Below are 19731 nucleotides of genomic sequence, written 5' to 3' on the forward strand. Positions count from 1 at the left end.
GATGCCCGCCGAAGCGACGGGCATCAAATTTGCACTAGTCAAGCAGGGAAAACCGCGCTTAAACCCCCACCACCGACACCGTCTTGGTGTTCAGATAGCCCTCCAGCGCCTCGGGCCCGCCTTCGGTGCCGTAGCCGGAATCCTTGATGCCGCCAAAGGGCAGTTCGGCGGACGGGGTGGATGGCTGGTTGATCCACAGCATCCCGGCCTCGACCCGGTCGGACAGCAGGCGCACGTTCTTGAACGAGCGGGTGAAGGCGTAGGCCGCCAGCCCGTAGCTGAGCCGGTTGGCCTCGGTGATGGCGTCTTCGAGCCGATCGAAGGGCAGGATGCCCGCCACGGGCCCGAAGGGCTCGTTGTTGAAGAGGTCGGCCTCGGTGGTGAGCCCGGCGATCACGGTGGGGGCAAAGAAATTGCCCACATCGCCCACCCGGTGTCCGCCAGTGAGGACGTCGCCGCCCCGCTGCCGGGCATCGGCCACGACCTGATCCATGGCCGTGAGGCGCCGCGCGTTGGCCAGCGGCCCCAGGGTGGTGGCCTCTTCGAGCCCGTTGCCCAGCCGCATGGATTCAGCCTGCTGCACGAAGGCCCGGGTGAATTCATCGACCAGGCTGCGGTGTACCAGATAACGCGTGGGCGAAATGCACACCTGCCCGGCATTGCGGAACTTGGCCCGGCCCGCCACCTTGACGGCCAGGGCCACGTCGGCGTCTTCGGCGACGATGACCGGCGCGTGGCCGCCGAGTTCCATGGTGACCCGCTTCATGTGGGCCCCCGCCAGCGCCGCCAGCTGCTTGCCCACGGCGGTCGAGCCGGTGAACGTCACCTTGCGGATGACCGGATGGGGGATCAGGTAGCTGGAGATTTCGGCCGGATCGCCATACACCAGGCCAATGACGCCCGCCGGGATGCCCGCGTCGACAAAAGCCTGCATCAGCGCCGCCGGAGAAGCCGGCGTTTCTTCGGGGGCCTTGCACAGGAACGAACAACCGGTGGCCAGGGCGGCGGCCAGCTTGCGCACCACCTGATTGATGGGGAAGTTCCAGGGGGTGAAGGCCGCCACCGGGCCCACCGGCTCTTTCAGCACCAGCTGCTGGGCGGCCGGATTGCGCGACGGCACCAGGCGGCCATAGACGCGCAGGCCCTCGTCGGCAAACCATTCGATGATGCTGACGGCGGCCAGGGTCTCGGCGCGCGCCTCGGCCACAGGCTTGCCTTGTTCCTGGGTCATCAGCCGGGCCACATCGTCGGCGCGCTCGCGCAACAAGGACGCCGCGCGGCGCATGACGGCGGCACGTTCGTGCGCGCTGCTGGCGCGCCAGACCTCGAAGCCGCGCTGCGCGGCGGCCAGCGCCCGATCGAGATCGGGTCGGCCGGCATGGGCCACGTGGCCGATGACCTGCCCTGTGGCAGGGTTGAGGACGTTCAGGACGCGGCCATCGGCCGCATCCACCCAGACGTTGTCGATCAGCAATCGGGTATCCGGGTAGTTCGGGGTGCTCATGCGTGTTTCCTCCAGGGTGGTCGCAAGCCGTCGCTGGGGCACCAATCGGTGATGACCGTCAGGACGGCATCCCCACATGGTAGACCACCTGCGCACGGGCCGTATCACCCCCCTGCCACCACCCTTCCAAGGCAGTCGGACAGGCTGGTCGGGGATATCAGTCGGCCGCGGGTTGCTGCAATGGATGACGCCCCGCCTCCCAGTCGCGCAACAGGGCCTCGAACTGCGCAACGGGCACGGGCCGACTGAGCAGATATCCCTGCCAGGCGCGGCAGTGATACCGTTCGAGGCACTGGCGCTGCGCGGCGGTTTCCACCCCTTCGGCAATGACCCGCATGCCCAGGCTGACGGCGAGCGCCACGATGGTACGCGCGATGGCGGCATCGTTGGGGTCGGTCAGGATGTCGCGCACGAAGCTTTGGTCGATCTTCAGCTGGTCGAGCGGCAGGCGTTTGAGATAGGCCAGGGAGGAATACCCCGTGCCGAAGTCATCCAGCGAAAAGCCCACCCCGTAGCTCTTGAGGCGCGACATCTTCTGCACGGTGTCTTCGACGTCCTGCAGCAGCAGACCCTCGGTGAGTTCCAGTTCGAGATGGTCGGCGCGCGCGCCCGTGCTGGCCAGCGCGGCCAGCACCTGATCGACGAAATCGGCCTGGTGGAACTGGCGCGGGCTGACGTTGACGGCCACGCGCAGGGACGCAAACAGCGGGTCGCCCGCCCAGACTGCCAGCTGGCGGCAGGCGCTGTGCAGCACCCACTGTCCCAGGGGCAGGATCAGGCCGGTTTCCTCGGCCAGCGAGATGAAGGCCGCGGGCGGCACATAGCCGTCTTTGGGATGGTTCCAGCGGATCAGCGCCTCGCAGCCGATGATCTGTCGGCCATCCACCTGAGGCTGATAAAAAAGCTCGAACTGCTGACGCTCAAGCCCCTCGCGCATGCCGCCCTCCAGCGCCGCGCGGGTATGCACGACGGCCTGCATGTGCGGGTCGTAGAACTGCATGCCGTCCCGCCCCGCCGCCTTGGCCTGGTACATGGCCAGATCGGCGCGCCGGATCTGTTCATCGACGCCCGCGTCGGTGCCGAGAAACAAGGTGGCGCCCAGGCTGACGCTGGAATGATAGAACTGGCCCGCCAGCTGGTAAGGCGCGCGCAGCACGCGGAGAATACGTTGGCCCACCTCTTCGGCCACCGACGCGGCGTCCTCCAGGTTTCTGGACAGATCTTCGAGCACCACCACGAACTCGTCGTCGCCGTGGCGCGCGATCGTGTGCGAATCGTCCAGGCAGCGCTTGAGGCGGGCGGCCACCTGGCGCAGCAGTTCGTCGCCCGCATCATGGCCGCGCGTTTCATTGGCCATCTTGAAGTGATCCAGATCGAGCATGAGCAAGGCGCCGTAGCGGCGGCGACGCGCGCTGGCCGCCAGCACCTGCTGCAGCCGATCCAGCAGCAGACGGCGGTTGGGCAGCCCCGTGAGCGGATCGTTGTACGCCAGGTAGCGGATTTCCTCCTCGGCGGCCTTGCGTGCGGTCAGGTCTTCGAGCGTGACCAGGAACCCCTGTTCCAGCTGCAGGCCGATGAGTTCGACGGTGCGCAGTTGCGCATCCCGGCAGCGGATCTGGAATTCGAGCTGTGCGCGGGCATGCCCGCCGGCATGCACCTGCTGCCACTGCCGCTCCCAGTGGCTGCGCGTGCGCTGGCGCAAGAGGCGATCGGGGATCGTCAGCGCCCACCAGGCGCGCACGTCGGGCATTTCCTCGACACTGTAGCCGCAGATGTCCAGGAAGCGCCGATTGCGAAACACGATGTTCTGGCTGGAATCCACCAGCGACACGCCGACCGGCAGGTGGTCGAGCAAGGTGCGCAGGCGGCGTTCGCTGTGGCGGATGGCCTCGCGCATCTGCCGCCGCTCGGTGATGTCCTGGATGACGGCGACGTGATAGTCGGGCACGCCGTCCACCTGGCGGATGGCCGAGACCGTCAGATCGACCCAGACGAAGTGCCCGTCTTTGTGCAGCATGCGTTTTTCAAGCTGGAACTCGGTGATTTCGCCCGACTGGACGCGCGCGCACTGCGCCAGATCGCCCGGCAGGTCATCCGGATGCGTCAGGGACTGGAAGGGGCGGCCCAGCAGCTCGGCCTCGGTGTAGCCCAGGATGTCGGCATAGCGCCGGTTGAGGCGCACCAGGCGTCCGGAGCCCATCTCGCTCAGCGACACGCCGATCGCCGCCTGGTGAAAAACGGCACGGAAACGCTCTTCGCTGTCCTCCAGCGCCCGGTGCGCGCTGCCGACCTCGACAGCAGCGCGCCGGTGGCGGTTGAACAGCACGCCGACCAAACCCGCCAGCAAGAGCGACAACGCCCCACCCGCCCCCGCCATCCACCAGGGCAGCCAACGTTCGCCGGGCAGCAGCAAGGGCCGCGCCTGCTCGTAATCCAGGCGCCAGCGCCGGTTGAGCACCTGAATCACCCGGCTGGCGCGCGGACGGGACGCCGCACTGGGCGCGGCCTCGATGATGGAGGCGCCCAGCACCTGGGGCCCCGCCATCATCTGCGGTGGGTGGCCGGCACGCAGGTCGTCCACCGCGCCGATGTCCAGCACCTGCAGGGACACGCCGCGCAAAAAGCCCGACGCGCGGATCACGGAAAGCATGCCGCTGACGCGCACCACCGCCCCCACGGCGCCGATGAACGCCGTGGATCGCGCTCCCGGTGTCTGCGGAGGCTGGAAGACGGGATAGCGCACGACGAAGGCCGCGCGGTCCGTGGGGGCCTGGACGAGCTCGAATGGCGCGGACGCCGCGGGCTCGCCCGTGGCGCGCGCCGCCAGCAGTGCCACCAGATTGGTCGGCTGGGACGCGATGTCCAACCCCGGCACACCCTCGTTCTGGTCGGCGGGCCAGAGATAATCGACTACATAATGGTCGGGACGCGACAGCGTCGGGTGCACGCCGGGGCCGGACGCCGCGTTCAGCCCGCCCGTCGGCGGCACCCGGCCCCGCAAGCGGGCCTCGTAGGCCGGCAGCTGTTCTGCCGTCACCCAGCGGACAAAGGACAGATTGACGATTTCGGGGTAGTTGCGCCGCACGTCGTGCGCGGCCACCACGCGCTGGAACTGCTCGCGCGACAGGTCGGGATTCACCAGGAACAGGTCGCGCAAACCCGCGACGACGTCGGCATAGGCCACGAGACGCTGGGCGATGGCATCGGACGACGAGCGCACCTCTTCGCTGAAGCGCACTTCGCTGACCGCCTCGGCCGCGGCTATCTGCTGGCGCACCAGCGCGAGGGTCAAGGCAAGCCCCAGCGCCCCGAGCAGGATGCTGGGCCACCATTGTCTGATTACCCGACGCCACCGGATACCCACCATGCGCGGTACTCCCCAGGCTGCCCGCCTGATGCCCATCCAGCGTGTGCGGGCATCGGCGCGGCGTTAAGCACAGCATACCGAATTTTCCGGATAGCCACACATTGAAGCATCTGGAAAACCGACGTGACATCGCGCGTCACCTTTGACGGCGAGATGCCAAAGCTGCTGGCCCGGCACCGCGCAGCCCGGCCACGGCCTACCACAGGACGAAGAACAGCACCCAGGCCCAGCAAAACGGTAACAGGCCCAGGGCGACGGCGGTCGTGGCGGCCAGGCGGCGCAGCGGCTGGCGCGTGCGCAGGCCCGCCAGGCGCCACTGGAAGCGCAGGCTCCAGCCCAGCGCCAGGGTCAGCAACACGAAACGCACGGGGTTGGCCCAGCCGGTCGGCAGGCCCTCGTGCTGCAACAAGGTAAGCGTGGTGGCCGACAAGCCCAGAAACACCCCGGCCCCGGCCGCCGGAATCAGGCCCTGGGCCAGTTTATGCACCCCTTCCAGACGGCTGCGCAGCAGCTGGCCGGCGGCATCCCGCACGCCGGGGCGCGCCACCACGGGCAGCAGGCGGTCGGCCAGGCACAGCCCCGCGAACACGGCCCCGCCCACCACGACGGCGGCGCCGAAAATGAACAGCAAGATGACGCTGCCATCCAGCCAGCTGAAGCTGTCGTTGACCTCGGGATAGTGGGTCAGGATGAACCAGGGCGCGTTGTCGGCCAGCGGCCAGTAGACGTCGCGATTGACCAGCCAGGTGGCGATGGCCTGCTTGAGGGTGACGAACCAGGGGCTGGCGCTCCAGAGAAATGCCCCCACGGCCAGGCCCATCAGGCCGAAGACGATCAGCAGGGTCTGCCAGCCACTGCCCGCCGCCACGTGCACGATTTCCATCTCGGGCGAGCGCGGCGACAGCGTGATGGCGCCACGGTAATCGCTGCAGCGGCCGCACATGTGGCATTCGGCGGCCCCTTCCATGTTGCGCAGGGGCAGCAAGGGTGCACAGTTGATCGATTCAGTACGCCGCACCGGCGCGCGCCAGGCCTCGGCGTCCACGCGGTAATACCAGGGCGCCAGCTTGGCCAGCAGGTTGAAGACACCGCTGACCGGGCACAGATACTTGCACCACACCCGCTTGTTGCGGCCATACAGCCAGCCCACGATCATGGCGGCCACGGTGGAGCCGCCCAGCACGGCGGCCACCGCCCAGGGGTACTGATAGACGCTCACCAGCTGACCGTAGATCGTGGTCAGGCTGAAGGCAACGAAAGGCCAGCCGCCCCAGCGCATCCAGCGCGGGATCGCCCCGCCCCGGCCGTGCCGACTGGCCCACTCGGTGAGCGCCCCTTCGGGACAGAACAGGCCGCACCAGGCGCGCCCCAGCAGAGGAATCGACACCAGCACGAACGGCCACCAGATGCCCCAGAAGGCAAACTGGGCGACGACCGTCAGGTTGTTGAAGACCGATGCCGTGCGGTCGGGCAGCGGCAAGGCCGCCGGGATGACGAGCAAGGCCAGATAAAAGCCGACGATGATCCACTGCATCGTCTTGATGGCCTGCTGGTGATCGCGCAGGAAATCACCCACACGGGCAACGCCCGCGCGAAAGCCCCGCCCCCGCGTATCCGACCCGATCATGGCATCATCTCTGATTGCGCCCCCTGGCGCACAAGGCGCAAAGCGTATACCGTCCCGGCCACCACCGCAAATCCGCGCGACACTAGAGGCTGGCGGGGGTGGTGGACGAAGCGCCCGCCACTCGCGCCGTGGGCACGCCAGGCTGCCCCGAGGCCCGGCGCAGGAGCCAGGCCACCAGCCCCCAATAGGCCAGCCAGATCAAGACCTGCGAGAGGGCCGGGTAGGCGCGATAACCGGCGAAGTCGGCCAGAACCTTGCCCAGCCCCTCTTCGGTGCCGAGCAGCCAGCTGCTGTCCCACAGCGGGTCGATCAGGGCAGGCAGGACATCGAGTGAAATGAGGCGATCCGTGGCCGAGACCAGCAGGGCGCCCGCCAGCAACAGCAGCAGCATTTCGGTCAGCTTGAAAAAGCGTCGCCAGGTGATGATGCGCCCGCCCAGCTGCAGCAGCCAGAATGTGAGCAGCGCGGCGGCAAACCCCCCGAGCCCGGCCAGCACCATCCGGACGACATGACCGCCGCCTTGCGACGACAGGACGGTGCCGTACAGAAACACGACCGTCTCGCTGCCCTCGCGGGCGACGGCGATCATCACCAGGGCCAGCAAACCCCACCAGTGATCGGCCTGCAGCCGCGCGGAGGCGCCCGTCTCGAGTTCGCGCTTCAGGCCGCGCCCGTGCCGCCGCATCCAGACCACCATCTGCACCACCAGGCCGCAGGCCAGCAGCGCCATCAGCGCCTGGAACCATTCCTGGCCCGTATCGGACAGCCAGGAGGCGACCCCGAGCAGCACCAGGGCCAGGGCACCCGCCAGCAGCAGGCCGGCCCCCACGCCGCCCCAGAGCCAGGGCAGGCCGCGACGGCCCTCGGGCGAGGCACGCAGCCACGAATAGAGGATGCCCACCACGAGCAGGGCTTCGACGCTTTCACGCCAGACGATGAAGGCAACTTGTTCCATGGTGCATGTCCGCTGTGGAGGCGATGGTCCGGGGGTGGTCAGGGCTTGGGCAGCACCACCAGCGTACCTTTCACCTGGGGATGGAAATCATCGAAAAAGGGATATTCGCCGGGCCGGGAAAGCGACAGCACCACGAACGACGTGACGCCGGGGCCGAGCACTTTTTCCTTGCGCAGGGGCAGGCTTTCAAATTCGACCGCCTCGGTGCTTTCGTTGACCAGCACGATCTTGAAGCGCCCGGCGGGCACTTCAAGCCGGGCGGGCTCGAAGGTGCCGTTGGCCTTGAAGGTCAGCGTGTAGGTGGGCATCTCGGCGTGCGCCGCCAGCGGCGCCATTGCGCCCAGCAGCATCGCCGCCCCCAGCAGCAAGGCCCGGGTGGCCCGGATACCGGCCCGGGCCACCCGGGCCGACCCGAAGGCCGCCCTACCCAAAGCCCGATGATGGCTTGCGTCAGCCACGCGATTGTTCATATGCGGCATACCCTGGACAAAGCGAAGCCGGGCATCCGCGCCCGACCCCTGAAAAGCACCGGACAGCGGCTCAGTAGCCGCCCTTCTTGCCGGTGCCGGCATAGACGAAGTCGTACTTCACTTCAAAGGTCTTGAACCACGGCGCCACGCCGGTTTCCTTATCGACGTGACGGCCGAAGTGGTTGTTGTGCGCGGTCTCGGGCGAGCCGATGACGAAGGTGAGCTGGTACTTGCCCGGCCCTTCGAGCTTGACGTTGTCGCCATAGTGCGGCCCGTCGTTGGCCACCATGGGCATGAGGTCGCCCTTGAGCACCTTGTCGCTGCCCTGCTTCTGCAGCACGTACTGGATGTTGAGGTAAGGCGCCCACGCCCCTTCCGGCAGGCCGTTCTTGTTGTCCGCCGTGGCGTGGATGTCGGCCTCGAGGTGGATGTCGGATTCCTTGGCGGCGCGCATCATGCCATCGGGCTGCATCTCGACCGGCTGCAGATAGACGGCTGCCACTTCGAGCCCGTTGATTTCGTGCGGCTGACCGATGGGATATTCGGCCGCCAAGGCCGAAGACGCCAGACCCAGGCCCGCCAAGGCGAGCAGCAGCTTGTTTACCATGAATGATCTCCGTGATGGTGAGACGAGGGTAGGAAAATAATTCTGTTTAAGAATGATTCTCGTTAATTTACCATCTTACGGTGCAAAAAAAGGGGCTGGCCGCCCCATTTTCTATTTTTTCTTTTTGGGCGCCTCGGGCTGCCCGGGGAACGGAAAGCCGGTGAACAGATTGCGCGTCTGATCCTGCATCTGATCTTGCATCTGCACGAACAGGTTGCGGCTCTGTTCGATGTAGTTGTTCATCATGTTCTGCAGGGCGGGCGTCTGCATGTTCATCAGCTGCGCCCAGGTTTCGGGCCCGAAGTGCTGCGGATACAGGCCTTGCGATTGCTCGGCCATGCGATCCTGGATGTCCATGAGCACCTGAATGTTCTTTTCGAGAAAGGTGCCCATGACGCCCTGCATGGCGTGGCCATAGAAGCGGATGATCTGGGCCAGGGCATTGGCGGAGAACATCGGCACGCCCCCCGATTCTTCTTCAAGAATGATCTGCAGCAGGATGCTGCGGGTGAGGTCGTCGCCGCTTTTGGCATCGACGACACGAAACACCGCGTGTTCGAGCACCAGCTGCTTGATGTCGGCCAGCGTGATGTAGGCGCTGGACCGCGTATCGTACAGCCGACGGTTCGGATATTTCTTGATGAGCCTTTCTTCGGATTGCGTTGCCGTTGTCTGTGACATCTGTCTTAACCCATATGCAGACCGCCGTTCAGCGAGAAGTCTGCCCCCGTTGAGAACCCGGCATCATCGGATGCCAGCCAAGCGACCATCGAACCGATTTCCTCGGGCGTGCCCAAGCGTTTGACCGGAATCGTCGCGACGATCTTTTCGAGCACGTCGGGCCGGATGGCGCGCACCATATCGGTGCCAATATAACCCGGCGAGACGGTGTTGACGGTGACCCCCCGGCCAGCCACCTCTTGTGCCAGAGCCATGGTAAAGCCATGGATGCCGGCCTTGGCCGTGGAGTAATTGGTCTGGCCGAACTGCCCTTTTTGGCCGTTGACCGAACTGATGTTGATGATGCGGCCCCACTGGCGCTCGACCATGTCGTCGATGACCTGCTTGGTGACGTTGAATAGACTATTGAGGTTGGTGTCGATGACCGCGCGCCAGTCGTCCAGCGTCATCTTGCGAAACGTGCCGTCGCGCGTGATGCCGGCGTTGTTCACCAGGACATCGACAGGGCCGAACTGCTCTTTGACCTTGACGAAGGCCTGCACCGTGGAGTCCCAGTCGGAGACGTTGCCCACCGAGGCATTGAACTTGTAGCCCAGGGCTGCCTGTTCGTTGAGCCACTTTTCGTAGTCGCGGCTGGGGCCGCAGCCGGCCACCACGTTGAAGCCTTCTTTGGCCAGGCGCTGGCAAATCGAGGTGCCGATGCCGCCCATACCGCCGGTCACATATGCCAGTTTTCCACTCATAGGGTTCTCCTTCAGTCTGCTTTCACTTTGACATAGCGCCCGGGAGCGGGCTCTAAGACGGGATACCGCCGATTGCCCAGGGCCTTGGGCGCCTTGCGCAGCGGGCCTGCCTGCGCGGCCAGCCAGGCGAGCCAGTCGGGCCACCAGCTGCCACGGGTGTGCCGGGCGCCATCGAGCCAGCTGTCGGGATCGCTGGGCAGGTGGGCGTCGTCGCCCGCCCAATACCCCCGACGGCCTTTTTCGGGCGGGTTGATGACCCCCGCGATGTGGCCGGATTCGCCCAGCACGAAACGCAGGGGCCCGCGCAACAGCAAGGTGGAGGCATACGCCGAGCCCCAGGGCACGATGTGGTCGTCGCGGGACGCGTACAGGTAGACAGGCATGTCGAGCGTGCGCAGATCGACCACCTGGCCGCAGACCCGCAGCTGCCCGGTCTTGAGGCGGTTTTCGAGATACGTATTGCGAAAATACCAGGCGAAGAACGGCCCGGGCAGGTTGGTGCCGTCGGCGTTCCAGGCCAGCAGGTCGAAGGCCCGCGGGGTCTGGCCCATGAGGTAGTTGGCGCCGACGTAGTTCCAGACCAGCTCGGCGGGACGCAGGAACGAAAACGTAGTGGAGAGTTCTCGGGCGGTGAGCAGCCCGCCCTGGCCCAGCTGCTGGTCGCGGGTGCAAGCATGCCATTCATCGACGAAGACGTCGAGGATGCCGGTGTCGCGAAAATCGAGAAAGGTGGTGAGCAGGGTGAGCGCCGCCACGGGGTCTTGCCCGCGCGCCCGGGCCACCGCCAGCGCCGTGGACAGCAGGGTGCCGCCCACGCAAAAACCCAGGGCATTGACCTGCGGCTGGCCGCTGAGGTCGCTGGCCACCCGCAGGGCGCGCAGCACGCCGTCTTCGATGTAGTCGTCCCAGGTGCGCGTGTCAATGGCGTCGCCGTCGTCGGCGCGCGGGTTGCGCCAGGAGATCATGAAGACGTCGAAGCCTGCCCGCACCGCATGCAGCACCAGCGAATTGGCCGGCTGCAGGTCGAGGATGTAGTACTTGTTGATGCACGGCGGCACCATCAGCAAGGGGCGCTGGTGCACCTGCGCCGTTTGCGGCTGGTAGCGCAACACCTGCATGAGCTCGTTTTCGAACACCACGGCACCCGGTGTGACAGCCAGGTTCTGCCCCGGGGCGAAGGCGGACTCGTCGGTCTGCGTGATGCGGCCGCGCTGCAGGTCGGCCATCATGTTGCCCAGGCCACGCAGCAGCGACTGCCCCCCGCTGTCGATCATGGCCTTGAGCGCATCGGGGTTGCTGGCCAGGAAGTTGGACGGCGCGGCGGCCTCGACCCACTGCATGACCGAGAACTGCAGGCGCTCGCGCGCGGCGGGATCGACATCGACCGCCTGCGCCAGCTGCTGCAGGGTTTGCGCCAGGATGAGATAGGCATGAGCCGAGAACAGGGCCTGCGGCGAGGACGACCAGGCGTCGGAAGCAAAGCGGCGGTCGGCCAGGGGTGCCAGCTGCCCGCTCTGGCTTTGTTCGAGCAGGGCCTGCCAGGCCAGAAGGAAGCGGGACTGGATCTCGGCCAGGCGCTCGGATGCAATGCAGGACACCACATCGTGCCGGGATGAATTGGTATCGCCCACTGCCCCCTCCTTTGGCAAGCCTCGTTCGGACTTGCCGCTTCAGTACATTTCATTCTGACATGATGGCTTGCCACGTCAATCAGGATAAGCCGCTAGTGGATCGGTCGATACACTGAATAAATCAATGCGCATCTCTGACTGAGCTGGTTTGCATCATCATACCAGCCAGGCCACGCTTGCCTGACGCCCCGTGCGTACCTGTCGCCGGTACGAAAAATATCGGTCTGCCCGGGTATACGTGCACTCGCCGCTGGCCTCGACCCGCCCCACGCCCGCGCGCGCCAGGCGCCAGGCCGCCAAGCCCGGCAGGTCGGCCAGCCAATGTCCCGGCCGGGTGCCCGGCACGAAACAATCGGCCAGCGGCGCCTGCCGCACGAAGGCGGCGCGCACCTCGTCCCCCACCTCGAAGGCGGTGGGGCCGATGCCCGGCCCGATCCAGGCGCGCCAGCCCCGGGCGTGCGGCGTCTGACGGCGCATGGCCCGCAGGGTGTTTTCGAGCACGCCCGCCAGCAGCCCCCGCCAGCCCGCGTGCGCAGCCCCCAGCACCGTGCCCGCGTCGTCGGCGAGAATCACCGGCAGGCAGTCCGCCGTCATGATGGCCAGGGGGCGGCCGCGCTGCGTGGTGACCGCGGCATCGGCGCAGGGCGCCGCCGCGACCGGCAGCGCCGCTTCGTACACGGCCGTGCCGTGCACCTGGTCGAGCCACAGGGGCTCCGCCGGCAGGCCCGCGCTCAGGCGCGCCCGGTTGCGGGCGACCGCCTCCGGGTCGTCGTCCACGTGCAGGCCCAGGTTGAGGCTGTCCCAGGGGGCGGCACTGACGCCGCCGGCGCGCCAGGTACAGAAATAGCGCACGCCCGTCCAGGGTTCGCCGGAGACGCCGCAAACGCCGTTGTCCCATTGCCAGACGCGTGTCGTCATGCCGCCGCCTCCCAGTGAATGCGCGCCCGCACCGCCTGGAAATCTTCTGGCAGCGGAGCCGAGAACGCGGGCCAGGCGCCGCTGTCCGGATCTTGAAAACTCAAGGCCCGGGCATGCAGCATCTGGCGCTGCGCCCCCGCCAGCGCGCGCCCGCCGTACAGCGTATCGCCCAGCAAGGGGTGGCGCAGCAGCGCCATGTGGACACGAATCTGGTGCGTGCGCCCGGTCTCGAGGCGGCAGACGACCTCGGACACGCGCGCCGTCTCGTACTGCCCCAGCGCCTGGGCCACGTAATGCGTGACGGCGGGCTTGGGCGCAATGGGGCGCTCGGCGCTCATGCGTACCGGCACCCGGCTGTCGCGCCCGATCGGGGCATCGACGGTGCCCTCGCCCGCCAGCGCGCCATGCACCAGGGCGCAGTACTCGCGCTTCACGGTGCGCGCCTGCAGCTGGCGCACCAGGTGCGTCTGGGCGACCTCGGTGCGCGCCACGACCAGCAGGCCGGAGGTGTCTTTGTCGAGCCGGTGGACGATGCCCGCGCGCGCCACGTGCAAGAGTTCGGGGTAGCGGTACAACAGGCCGTTGAGCAGGGTGCCGTGCCAGTTGCCCGCCCCCGGGTGGGTGACCAGGCCCGCCGGCTTGTTGACGACGATCCAGGAGAGGCTGTCGGCCACCACCTCGAATTCGACTGGCTCGGGCACGAAGGCCAGGTCTTCGGGTGCCTGCTGGGGCCACACCTGGATGCGGGCCCCCGGCCCCACCTGGCTGCGTACTTTGCCAACGCGTCCATCGACCCGCACGTGGCCTGCCTCGATCCAGCCCTGCAGGCGGCTGCGCGAATGCTGCGGCAACAGCCGCGCCAGCACTTTGTCGAGGCGCTCCGGCAAGGCATCCAAGGGCAGCTCGAACTGTTCAGGCGCGTCGGGCTGGACGTCCTCGGTGGCAATCTCTGTGTCAGGCATGGCGACAAATCATATAATCTGCCGACAATGCTAACACCTTGATCAAGGATGCCCCGTGGCCGTGCATGCACCCGCTTTCATGAAGTCCCTGCCTTCCACCGCCCGTCTGGCGCTGGCGGGCCTTTGCCTGGCCCTGGTGGCGGGCTGCAGCTCCACCTCGGGCAACGTCGATCCCACGGCGGGCTGGAGCGCCGAGCGGCTTTACAGCCAGGCCAAGTCCGACATCAGCTCGGGCAGCTGGTCGGAAGCCCGCAAGAACCTCGAAGCGCTCGAAGCGCGCTACCCCTTTGGCATCTACGCCCAGCAGTCGCTCATCGACCAGGCCTACGTCAACTGGAAGGACGAAGAGCCCGAGCAAGCCAAGGCCGCCATCGACCGCTTCATGCAGCAGTACCCCAACCACCCGGGCACCGACTACATGCTCTACCTGAAGGGCATGATCACCTTCACGCCGCCCAGCGCCGTGCTGTCGAACATCACCCGGCAAGACCCCAGCGAGCGCGACCCCAAAGGCCTGCGCGAATCGTACGAGGCCTTCAACGAACTCATCAAGCGCTACCCCGACAGCCGCTACGCGCCCGACGCGCGCAAGCGCGTGGCCTGGCTGGTGAACACCATCGCCGAAAACGAGGTGCACATCGCCCAGTACTACTATGAACGCGGGGCCTACGTGGCGGCAGCCAACCGGGCCCAAACCGTGGTTACTGATTTCCAGGGCGCGCCCGTCGTCGAAAAGGCGCTCTACCTGATGATGCTCAGCTACCAGAAGCTCGACCTGCCCAACCTGGCCGAAGACGCCAAGCGCGTGCTGGACAAGAACTTCCCCGACAGCAAGTATTACAAGCAAGGCCTCAAGGGCGAAGTCAACAACTGGAACCCCGTCAACTGGCTGTAAGGCCCGGCAGCACCCCGCCCCCCGCCTGCACCGGCGGGCTGGCGAGAAAATCCAACGCCACCGCGGCGTCCCGTGTGCGCGCAAAGGGTGGCAGGCCCTGCCACAGCAGGCGCCCATAAGGCTTGTCCACCAGGCGGCCATCGCCCACCATCAACACCCCCCAGTCTTGCTCTGAACGAATCAGGCGTCCGGCCCCCTGCTTGAGCAGCAGGGCCGCCTGGGGCAGCTGGTATTCCATGAACGGATTGCCGCCCTCGGCGCGGCAGACGTTCAGCCGCGCCTCGAGCACGGGGTCGTCGGGCGGGGCGAAGGGCAGCTTGTCGATGGCCACCAGCGTAAGCGCGTCGCCGGGCACATCGATGCCTTCCCAGAAGCTGGTGCTGCCCACCAGGATGGCATTGCCCGCGGCGCGGAAGCGCTCGAGCAGCACGCCGCGGCTGGCCTCGCCCTGGCGCATGACGGGCCGGTCGGATGCCAGCAGGCCGCGCAGCAGCTGATCGGCCACCCGATCCACGGCGCGCAAGGTGGTGCACAGCACCAGCACCCCGCCAGCGCAGGCGTCCACCAGGGGCAGCAGCGCCCGCGCAAAGGCGTCGGTGAAGCCTGGGTCGCTGGGCCAGGGCAGCGTGCGCGGCACGTACAGCAGGCCCTGCGCGGGATAGTCGAAGGGCGACGCCCAGCTCTCGGTGCGCGCGCTCTGCAGCCCCAGCTGGTGCTGGAAATGGCTGAAATTGCCGCGCACCGACAAGGTGGCCGACGTCAGTACCCAGGCTTGTTCGGGGCGCCGGAACCCCGAGAAAATGCGGGCCACGGACAGCGGCGCGCGCATCAGCCGCACCGAATGCAGGCCATGCTCGATCCAGCGCACGGCGGCCTCGTCCGCCGGTTCGGGCACGCCGCGCGCGGGCTGCGCCCACTGCGACAGGCGCGCGCGCAGCGTGCGGCCCGTGCGCATGGCGGCTGCGAGGTCGGGGTGGCGTTCTTCCTGCGTGGCCAGCGACTCGGTGAGCACATCGAGCGCCTGCGCCAGGCGGTCAAGGGCCTGATCGAAGGCCTCGGGCTCGGGGATCTGATCGAAGGGCGCCCGCCCGCCGGGCATCTGCCCCACGGGGGCGCTCACCAGGCGAAACTCGCGCGTGGCGGATTCGAGCGCCTGGCACAGCTCGCTCCAGCGCACGACCTCGCGGGCATGCGCCAGACCCGCCGCCTCGGCGCTGCGCGCAAGATCGAGCAGCTGGTGCAGGGAAACGCTCTGCCCCAGAAAACGCGTGGCCGTGTCGGGCAGCTGGTGCGCCTCGTCGAACACCACCAGCCCGGTCTCGGGCAGCAGGTCGGGGATGCCTTCTTCGCGCAGGGCGAGGTCGGCCATGAACAAGGCGTGATTCACCACCACGACGTCGGCCTCCTGGGCCTGGCGCCGGGCCTTGAGCAGGAAGCAGTCTTTGACGAAGGGGCATTCCTGCCCCAGGCAGTTTTCGCGCGTGGAGGTTACGCGGTTCCAGATGTCCGCCGTTTCGGGCACGGCGGGCAGCTCGGCCTTGTCGCCCGTATTGCTCACCTGGGTGAACTGCCGGATCTGGCGCAGCTGCACGGCCTCGTCGCGCGACTTCAGACCGCGCTCGTCTTGTTCGAGGCGTTCGAGGTGGTAGTGACAGACGTAGTTGCTGCGCCCCTTGAGCAGGGCCACGCGCACTGGCAAGGCCAGCGCCTCGCGCAGGCGCGGGATGTCGCGGTGAAAGAGCTGATCCTGCAGGGTGCGGGTGCCGGTGGATACCAGCACCTTCTCGCCGGACAGGAAGGCGGGCACCAGGTACGCCCAGGTCTTGCCCGTGCCGGTGCCGGCTTCGGCCACCAGCACCCCACGGGCCTCCAGGGTTTCCTGGATGGCGCTGGAGAGCGCCTGCTGGGCTTCCCGCGGGGCATAGCCCGGCAGGTGTTGCGCCAGCTGGCCTTCCGGGCCGAAAAGAGCGTGCAAGTCGTCGATCAGCATGGACGGAAAAATCGGGAATCTCGAGAAAGCAAACCAGGATGATACGCGGGTGGCGGTGGCGCGCGCGGCGCGCGGGACGCTTTTATCCTCGCGGCGGGCTATGGCACAATGCGCCGCTTGAACCTGGTATTTTAGGACGGCTTCATGTCCACGACCCCGCTTAGCCCTACTGCCCACGAAATCGACCCGGCACGCGTCCTGCGCCTGCTCACCGCCGAGCTGGGCGCCCGGCCTGCCCAGATCACCGCCGCCGTCGAGCTGCTGGATTCCGGCGCCACCGTCCCCTTCATCGCCCGCTACCGGAAGGAAGCCACCGGCGGGCTGGACGACACGCTGCTGCGCCAGCTGGAGGTGCGGCTGCTGTACATCCGCGAACTTGAAGGGCGCCGCATCGCCATCCTCGACTCGATCGCCCAGCAAGGCAAGCTCGACGAGGCCTTGCAAGCCCAGATCCTGGCGGCCGACAGCAAGCAGCGCCTGGAAGACCTCTACGCCCCGTACAAGCCCAAGCGCCGCACGCGCGCGCAGATTGCCCGCGAGGCGGGGCTGGAACCCCTGGCCGACACCCTGCTGCACGACACCGCCGCGCAGCCCGAGCCGCTCGCCGCCCAATATCTGAACCCCGAGGCAGGCTTTGCCGACGCCAAGGCCGTGCTCAACGGTGCACGCGACATTCTTGCCGAACGCTTCGCCGAACACGCCCCGCTGCTCGAAGCCCTGCGCGACACGCTCTGGAACACAGGGCTGCTTTACGCCCAGGTGGTTGCCGGCAAGGAAGGCGAAGGCGAGAAATTCCGCGACTGGTTCAACTTCAGCGAAGCCCTGCGCACCCTGCCCTCGCACCGCACCCTGGCCCTGTTGCGCGGCCGTCAACAAGGCGTGCTGGACTTGCGCCTGGGGCTTGTCGCCGACCAGGAAGCGCTCACGCCGCACCCCTGCGTGCGCCGCGTGGCCGATCTGCTCGATGTGGACGCGCGCTTTGACGCCAACGCCGACGCGCGCCAGCACTGGCTGGCCGAAGTCTGCCGCTGGACGTGGCGCGTGAAGCTCATCACCGCCTTCGAGACCGAACTCATCGGGCGCCTGCGCGAAGCCGCCGAAGCCGAAGCCATCCGCGTCTTTGCCGCCAACCTGAAAGACCTGCTGCTGGCTGCGCCCGCCGGCCCCAAGGCCGTGCTGGGGCTTGATCCGGGCATCCGCACCGGCGTGAAAGTGGCCGCCATCGACGCCACCGGCAAGCTGCTCGACACCGCTACCATCTATCCCTTCGAACCGCGTCGCGACGTCGAAGGCAGCCTGCGCACCTTGGCCGCCCTGGTGGCCCGGCATCAAATCCCCCTCATCGCCATCGGCAACGGCACGGCCTCGCGGGAAACCGAACGGCTGGCCGCCACCCTGCGCGAGCGCCATCCCGAACTGGCCTTCGAACGCGTCGTGGTCTCCGAAGCCGGGGCCTCGGTCTATTCGGCCTCCGAGCTGGGCGCCCAGGAATTCCCCGAACTGGACGTGAGCCTGCGCGGCGCGGTCTCCATCGCCCGGCGCCTGCAAGACCCGCTGGCCGAGCTGGTAAAGATCGAACCCAAGTCGATCGGCGTGGGGCAATACCAGCACGACGTCAACCAGCGCGAGCTGGCCCGTTCGCTCGACGCCGTGATCGAAGACTGCGTCAACGCCGTCGGGGTCGATCTGAACACGGCCTCGGCGCCGTTGCTCACGCGCGTCTCGGGGCTCAATGCCAGCCTGGCGCGCAACATCGTCCAGTGGCGCGAGGCGCACGGCGCCTTTCCCAACCGCAAGGCCATCTTGCAGGTGCCGCGCTTTGGCGACAAGGCCTTCGAGCAGGCGGCGGGCTTTCTGCGCGTACCGGGGTCGGACAACCCGCTGGATGCCTCCGCCGTACACCCCGAGGCCTACCCGGTGGTGGAGCAGATCGTGCTCAAGGCGGGCCGCCCGGCCGCCCAGCTGATGGGCCAGCCCCAGGCGCTCAAGGGCCTGTCGCCCGCCGACTTCGTCACCGAACGCTTCGGCCTGCCCACCGTCCGCGACATCTTCGCCGAGCTGGAAAAACCGGGCCGCGACCCACGCCCCGAATTCAAGACCGCGCACTTCAAGGAAGGCATCCACGACATCAAGGATCTCGCGCCCGGCATGATGCTCGAAGGCGTCGTCAGCAACGTCGCCAACTTCGGCGCCTTTGTGGACATCGGCGTACACCAGGACGGCCTGGTGCACGTGTCGGCCCTGGCCGACAAATTCGTCAAAGACCCGCGCGACGTGGTGCGCGTAGGCCAGACGGTGCAGGTGCGCGTGCTGGAAGTGGATGTGGCGCGCAAGCGCATCGCCCTGAGCATGCGCAAAGATGATCCCGAGGCGCACGGCACCAGCCGCAAAGAGGCAGGCGCCAGGCCGGGCCGCACCGGCGCACACCCCGCGCACCGGGGTAGCCGCAGCGAACGCCCGACAGCCGCCCCGCAAGGCGCCATGGCCGAAGCCTTCGCCCGGCTGCGCAAGAACTAGTGTGTCGCCGGGGCGGCGGGCGCGGCATCCGCGCCCGCGGGCTCTGGCGGCAGCAGCGTCAACAACAAGCGGCGATGGGCCGCACGCAAGCGGGGGATGGTCGCCCTCGCATGCGCATCGGCCTGCAGCATCTTCAGCAAGGCCGCCAGCAAAATGGGCGCATGCACGAGCTGCACCATGTCGGTCAGCGCGCTATCGCGCAACAGGCCGCTTTCCACCGCCTCGCTCACAAACAGCTGCTGCGTGCGCAGCAACTGCAGGTGGCTGGCGCGCCACTCGTCCAGGGCGCCCGGCGCCCGAGGCCCTTCGGCCAACAACAGGTGCAAGGTCCGGATGAAGCGTTCATCCTCCAGCCGCCCGTAGGCACGTTCGAGGAAATCGTCCACCCGCGCCGCCAAGTCCACCCGCGCCCGCGGCTGGCCCTGCGCCATGGGGGGGTGAAGCGGACGCTCTTCAAACAGCAGATCGGGCAGCAGCATGCGCTGCATCAAAGCCTGAAACAAGGTCTCTTTGCTGCCGAAGTGGGCATAAAGCCCGCCCTTGGACAGACCGGCGCGCTCGGCGATGTCGTCCATCCGCGCGGCGCCAAAACCGCTGCGGGAAAACTCGTGCAAGGCGGCATCAAGAATCTGGTCGCGGCGCTCCTGGGCGGGCAAGCGTCGGTTTCGGGGCTGGCGCGCCGCCTTGGCGGGTGACGGCCCGGCGCTCGAAGCGGGCTGGAGTTCGGATGATTTTTTGGGCATGAAGTTTATATATCTGCAAGCGACAGTCGATCGACAGTTCGACAATCTATAAGAAGCGTCTGAACGGTTATTGGACATAGATCAAAGCAATGACCCCGATTATCGACTAAAAAGTCGTTAA

At 67.3% G+C, this 19731-nt stretch carries 15 protein-coding genes; 2 read left to right on the forward strand and 13 right to left on the reverse strand.

The window, feature by feature from the left end:
* Positions 1–58: 58 nt before the first annotated feature.
* From CCA01S_RS07795 to CCA01S_RS07845, 11 genes are all read right to left on the reverse strand, one after another.
* A complete protein-coding gene (locus CCA01S_RS07795) occupies positions 59–1504 on the reverse strand; it encodes an NAD-dependent succinate-semialdehyde dehydrogenase (RefSeq protein WP_066456492.1) in 1446 nt (481 codons plus the stop codon).
* A gap of 157 nt (positions 1505–1661) precedes the next feature.
* Positions 1662–4796: a bifunctional diguanylate cyclase/phosphodiesterase gene (locus CCA01S_RS07800; RefSeq protein WP_232305005.1), complete on the reverse strand. Its 3135-nt coding sequence runs from the start codon at positions 4794–4796 to the stop codon at positions 1662–1664.
* 271 nt (positions 4797–5067) lie between these two features.
* A complete protein-coding gene (locus CCA01S_RS07805; RefSeq protein WP_066456510.1) occupies positions 5068–6498 on the reverse strand; it encodes a 4Fe-4S binding protein in 1431 nt (476 codons plus the stop codon).
* Between the two features lie 82 nt (positions 6499–6580).
* Positions 6581–7453 carry an FTR1 family iron permease gene (locus tag CCA01S_RS07810; protein WP_066456514.1) on the reverse strand — a complete coding sequence of 291 codons (873 nt, stop codon included), beginning with the start codon at positions 7451–7453 and terminating at the stop codon, positions 6581–6583.
* 38 nt (positions 7454–7491) lie between these two features.
* Complete coding sequence (locus tag CCA01S_RS07815; protein ID WP_103035658.1) at positions 7492–7839, reverse strand: cupredoxin domain-containing protein; 348 nt, start codon at positions 7837–7839, stop codon at positions 7492–7494.
* A gap of 154 nt (positions 7840–7993) precedes the next feature.
* Positions 7994–8530 carry an iron transporter gene (locus tag CCA01S_RS07820; RefSeq protein WP_066456520.1) on the reverse strand — a complete coding sequence of 179 codons (537 nt, stop codon included), beginning with the start codon at positions 8528–8530 and terminating at the stop codon, positions 7994–7996.
* A gap of 111 nt (positions 8531–8641) precedes the next feature.
* Positions 8642–9211 (reverse strand): polyhydroxyalkanoate synthesis repressor PhaR, encoded by a 570-nt coding sequence (gene phaR, locus CCA01S_RS07825; RefSeq protein WP_066456523.1) that lies wholly within the window; start codon positions 9209–9211, stop codon positions 8642–8644.
* A 5-nt stretch (positions 9212–9216) separates the two neighbouring features.
* Positions 9217–9954, reverse strand: coding sequence for an acetoacetyl-CoA reductase (phbB, locus tag CCA01S_RS07830; protein ID WP_066456529.1), 738 nt, complete (start codon positions 9952–9954; stop codon positions 9217–9219).
* An 11-nt stretch (positions 9955–9965) separates the two neighbouring features.
* Positions 9966–11585, reverse strand: a complete 1620-nt coding sequence (gene phaC / locus CCA01S_RS07835) for a class I poly(R)-hydroxyalkanoic acid synthase (RefSeq protein WP_066456531.1) — start codon at positions 11583–11585, stop codon at positions 9966–9968.
* 156 nt (positions 11586–11741) lie between these two features.
* Positions 11742–12503, reverse strand: coding sequence for a peptidoglycan editing factor PgeF (pgeF, locus tag CCA01S_RS07840; RefSeq protein WP_066456533.1), 762 nt, complete (start codon positions 12501–12503; stop codon positions 11742–11744).
* Positions 12500–13465, reverse strand: coding sequence for an RluA family pseudouridine synthase (locus CCA01S_RS07845; RefSeq protein WP_066456536.1), 966 nt, complete (start codon positions 13463–13465; stop codon positions 12500–12502). Before CCA01S_RS07845 ends, pgeF begins: the two co-directional genes overlap by 4 nt.
* Before the next feature lie 79 nt (positions 13466–13544).
* Here CCA01S_RS07845 and CCA01S_RS07850 point away from each other — a divergent pair, with 79 nt between their 5' ends.
* Positions 13545–14360 (forward strand): outer membrane protein assembly factor BamD, encoded by an 816-nt coding sequence (locus CCA01S_RS07850; RefSeq protein WP_066456576.1) that lies wholly within the window; start codon positions 13545–13547, stop codon positions 14358–14360.
* On the opposite strand, the gene yoaA is transcribed toward CCA01S_RS07850, so the two are convergent.
* Positions 14347–16350 carry a DNA repair helicase YoaA gene (gene yoaA / locus CCA01S_RS07855; RefSeq protein WP_066456538.1) on the reverse strand — a complete coding sequence of 668 codons (2004 nt, stop codon included), beginning with the start codon at positions 16348–16350 and terminating at the stop codon, positions 14347–14349. The genes CCA01S_RS07850 and yoaA overlap by 14 nt on opposite strands.
* 144 nt (positions 16351–16494) lie before the next feature.
* On the opposite strand from yoaA, the gene CCA01S_RS07860 reads away from it, so the two are divergent.
* On the forward strand, positions 16495–18867 hold the full coding sequence (locus tag CCA01S_RS07860) for a Tex family protein (RefSeq protein WP_066456540.1): 2373 nt from the start codon (positions 16495–16497) through the stop codon (positions 18865–18867).
* Here the strand turns inward: CCA01S_RS07860 and CCA01S_RS07865 are convergent.
* The gene (locus CCA01S_RS07865) at positions 18864–19610 is read right to left on the reverse strand and encodes a TetR/AcrR family transcriptional regulator (RefSeq protein WP_198149941.1); all 747 of its coding nucleotides are present in this window, start codon (positions 19608–19610) and stop codon (positions 18864–18866) included. The genes CCA01S_RS07860 and CCA01S_RS07865 overlap by 4 nt on opposite strands.
* Positions 19611–19731: the final 121 nt, after the last annotated feature.

This window comes from Castellaniella caeni NBRC 101664, assembly GCF_001592225.1.
GTDB classification, from domain to species: domain Bacteria; phylum Pseudomonadota; class Gammaproteobacteria; order Burkholderiales; family Burkholderiaceae_B; genus Castellaniella; species Castellaniella caeni.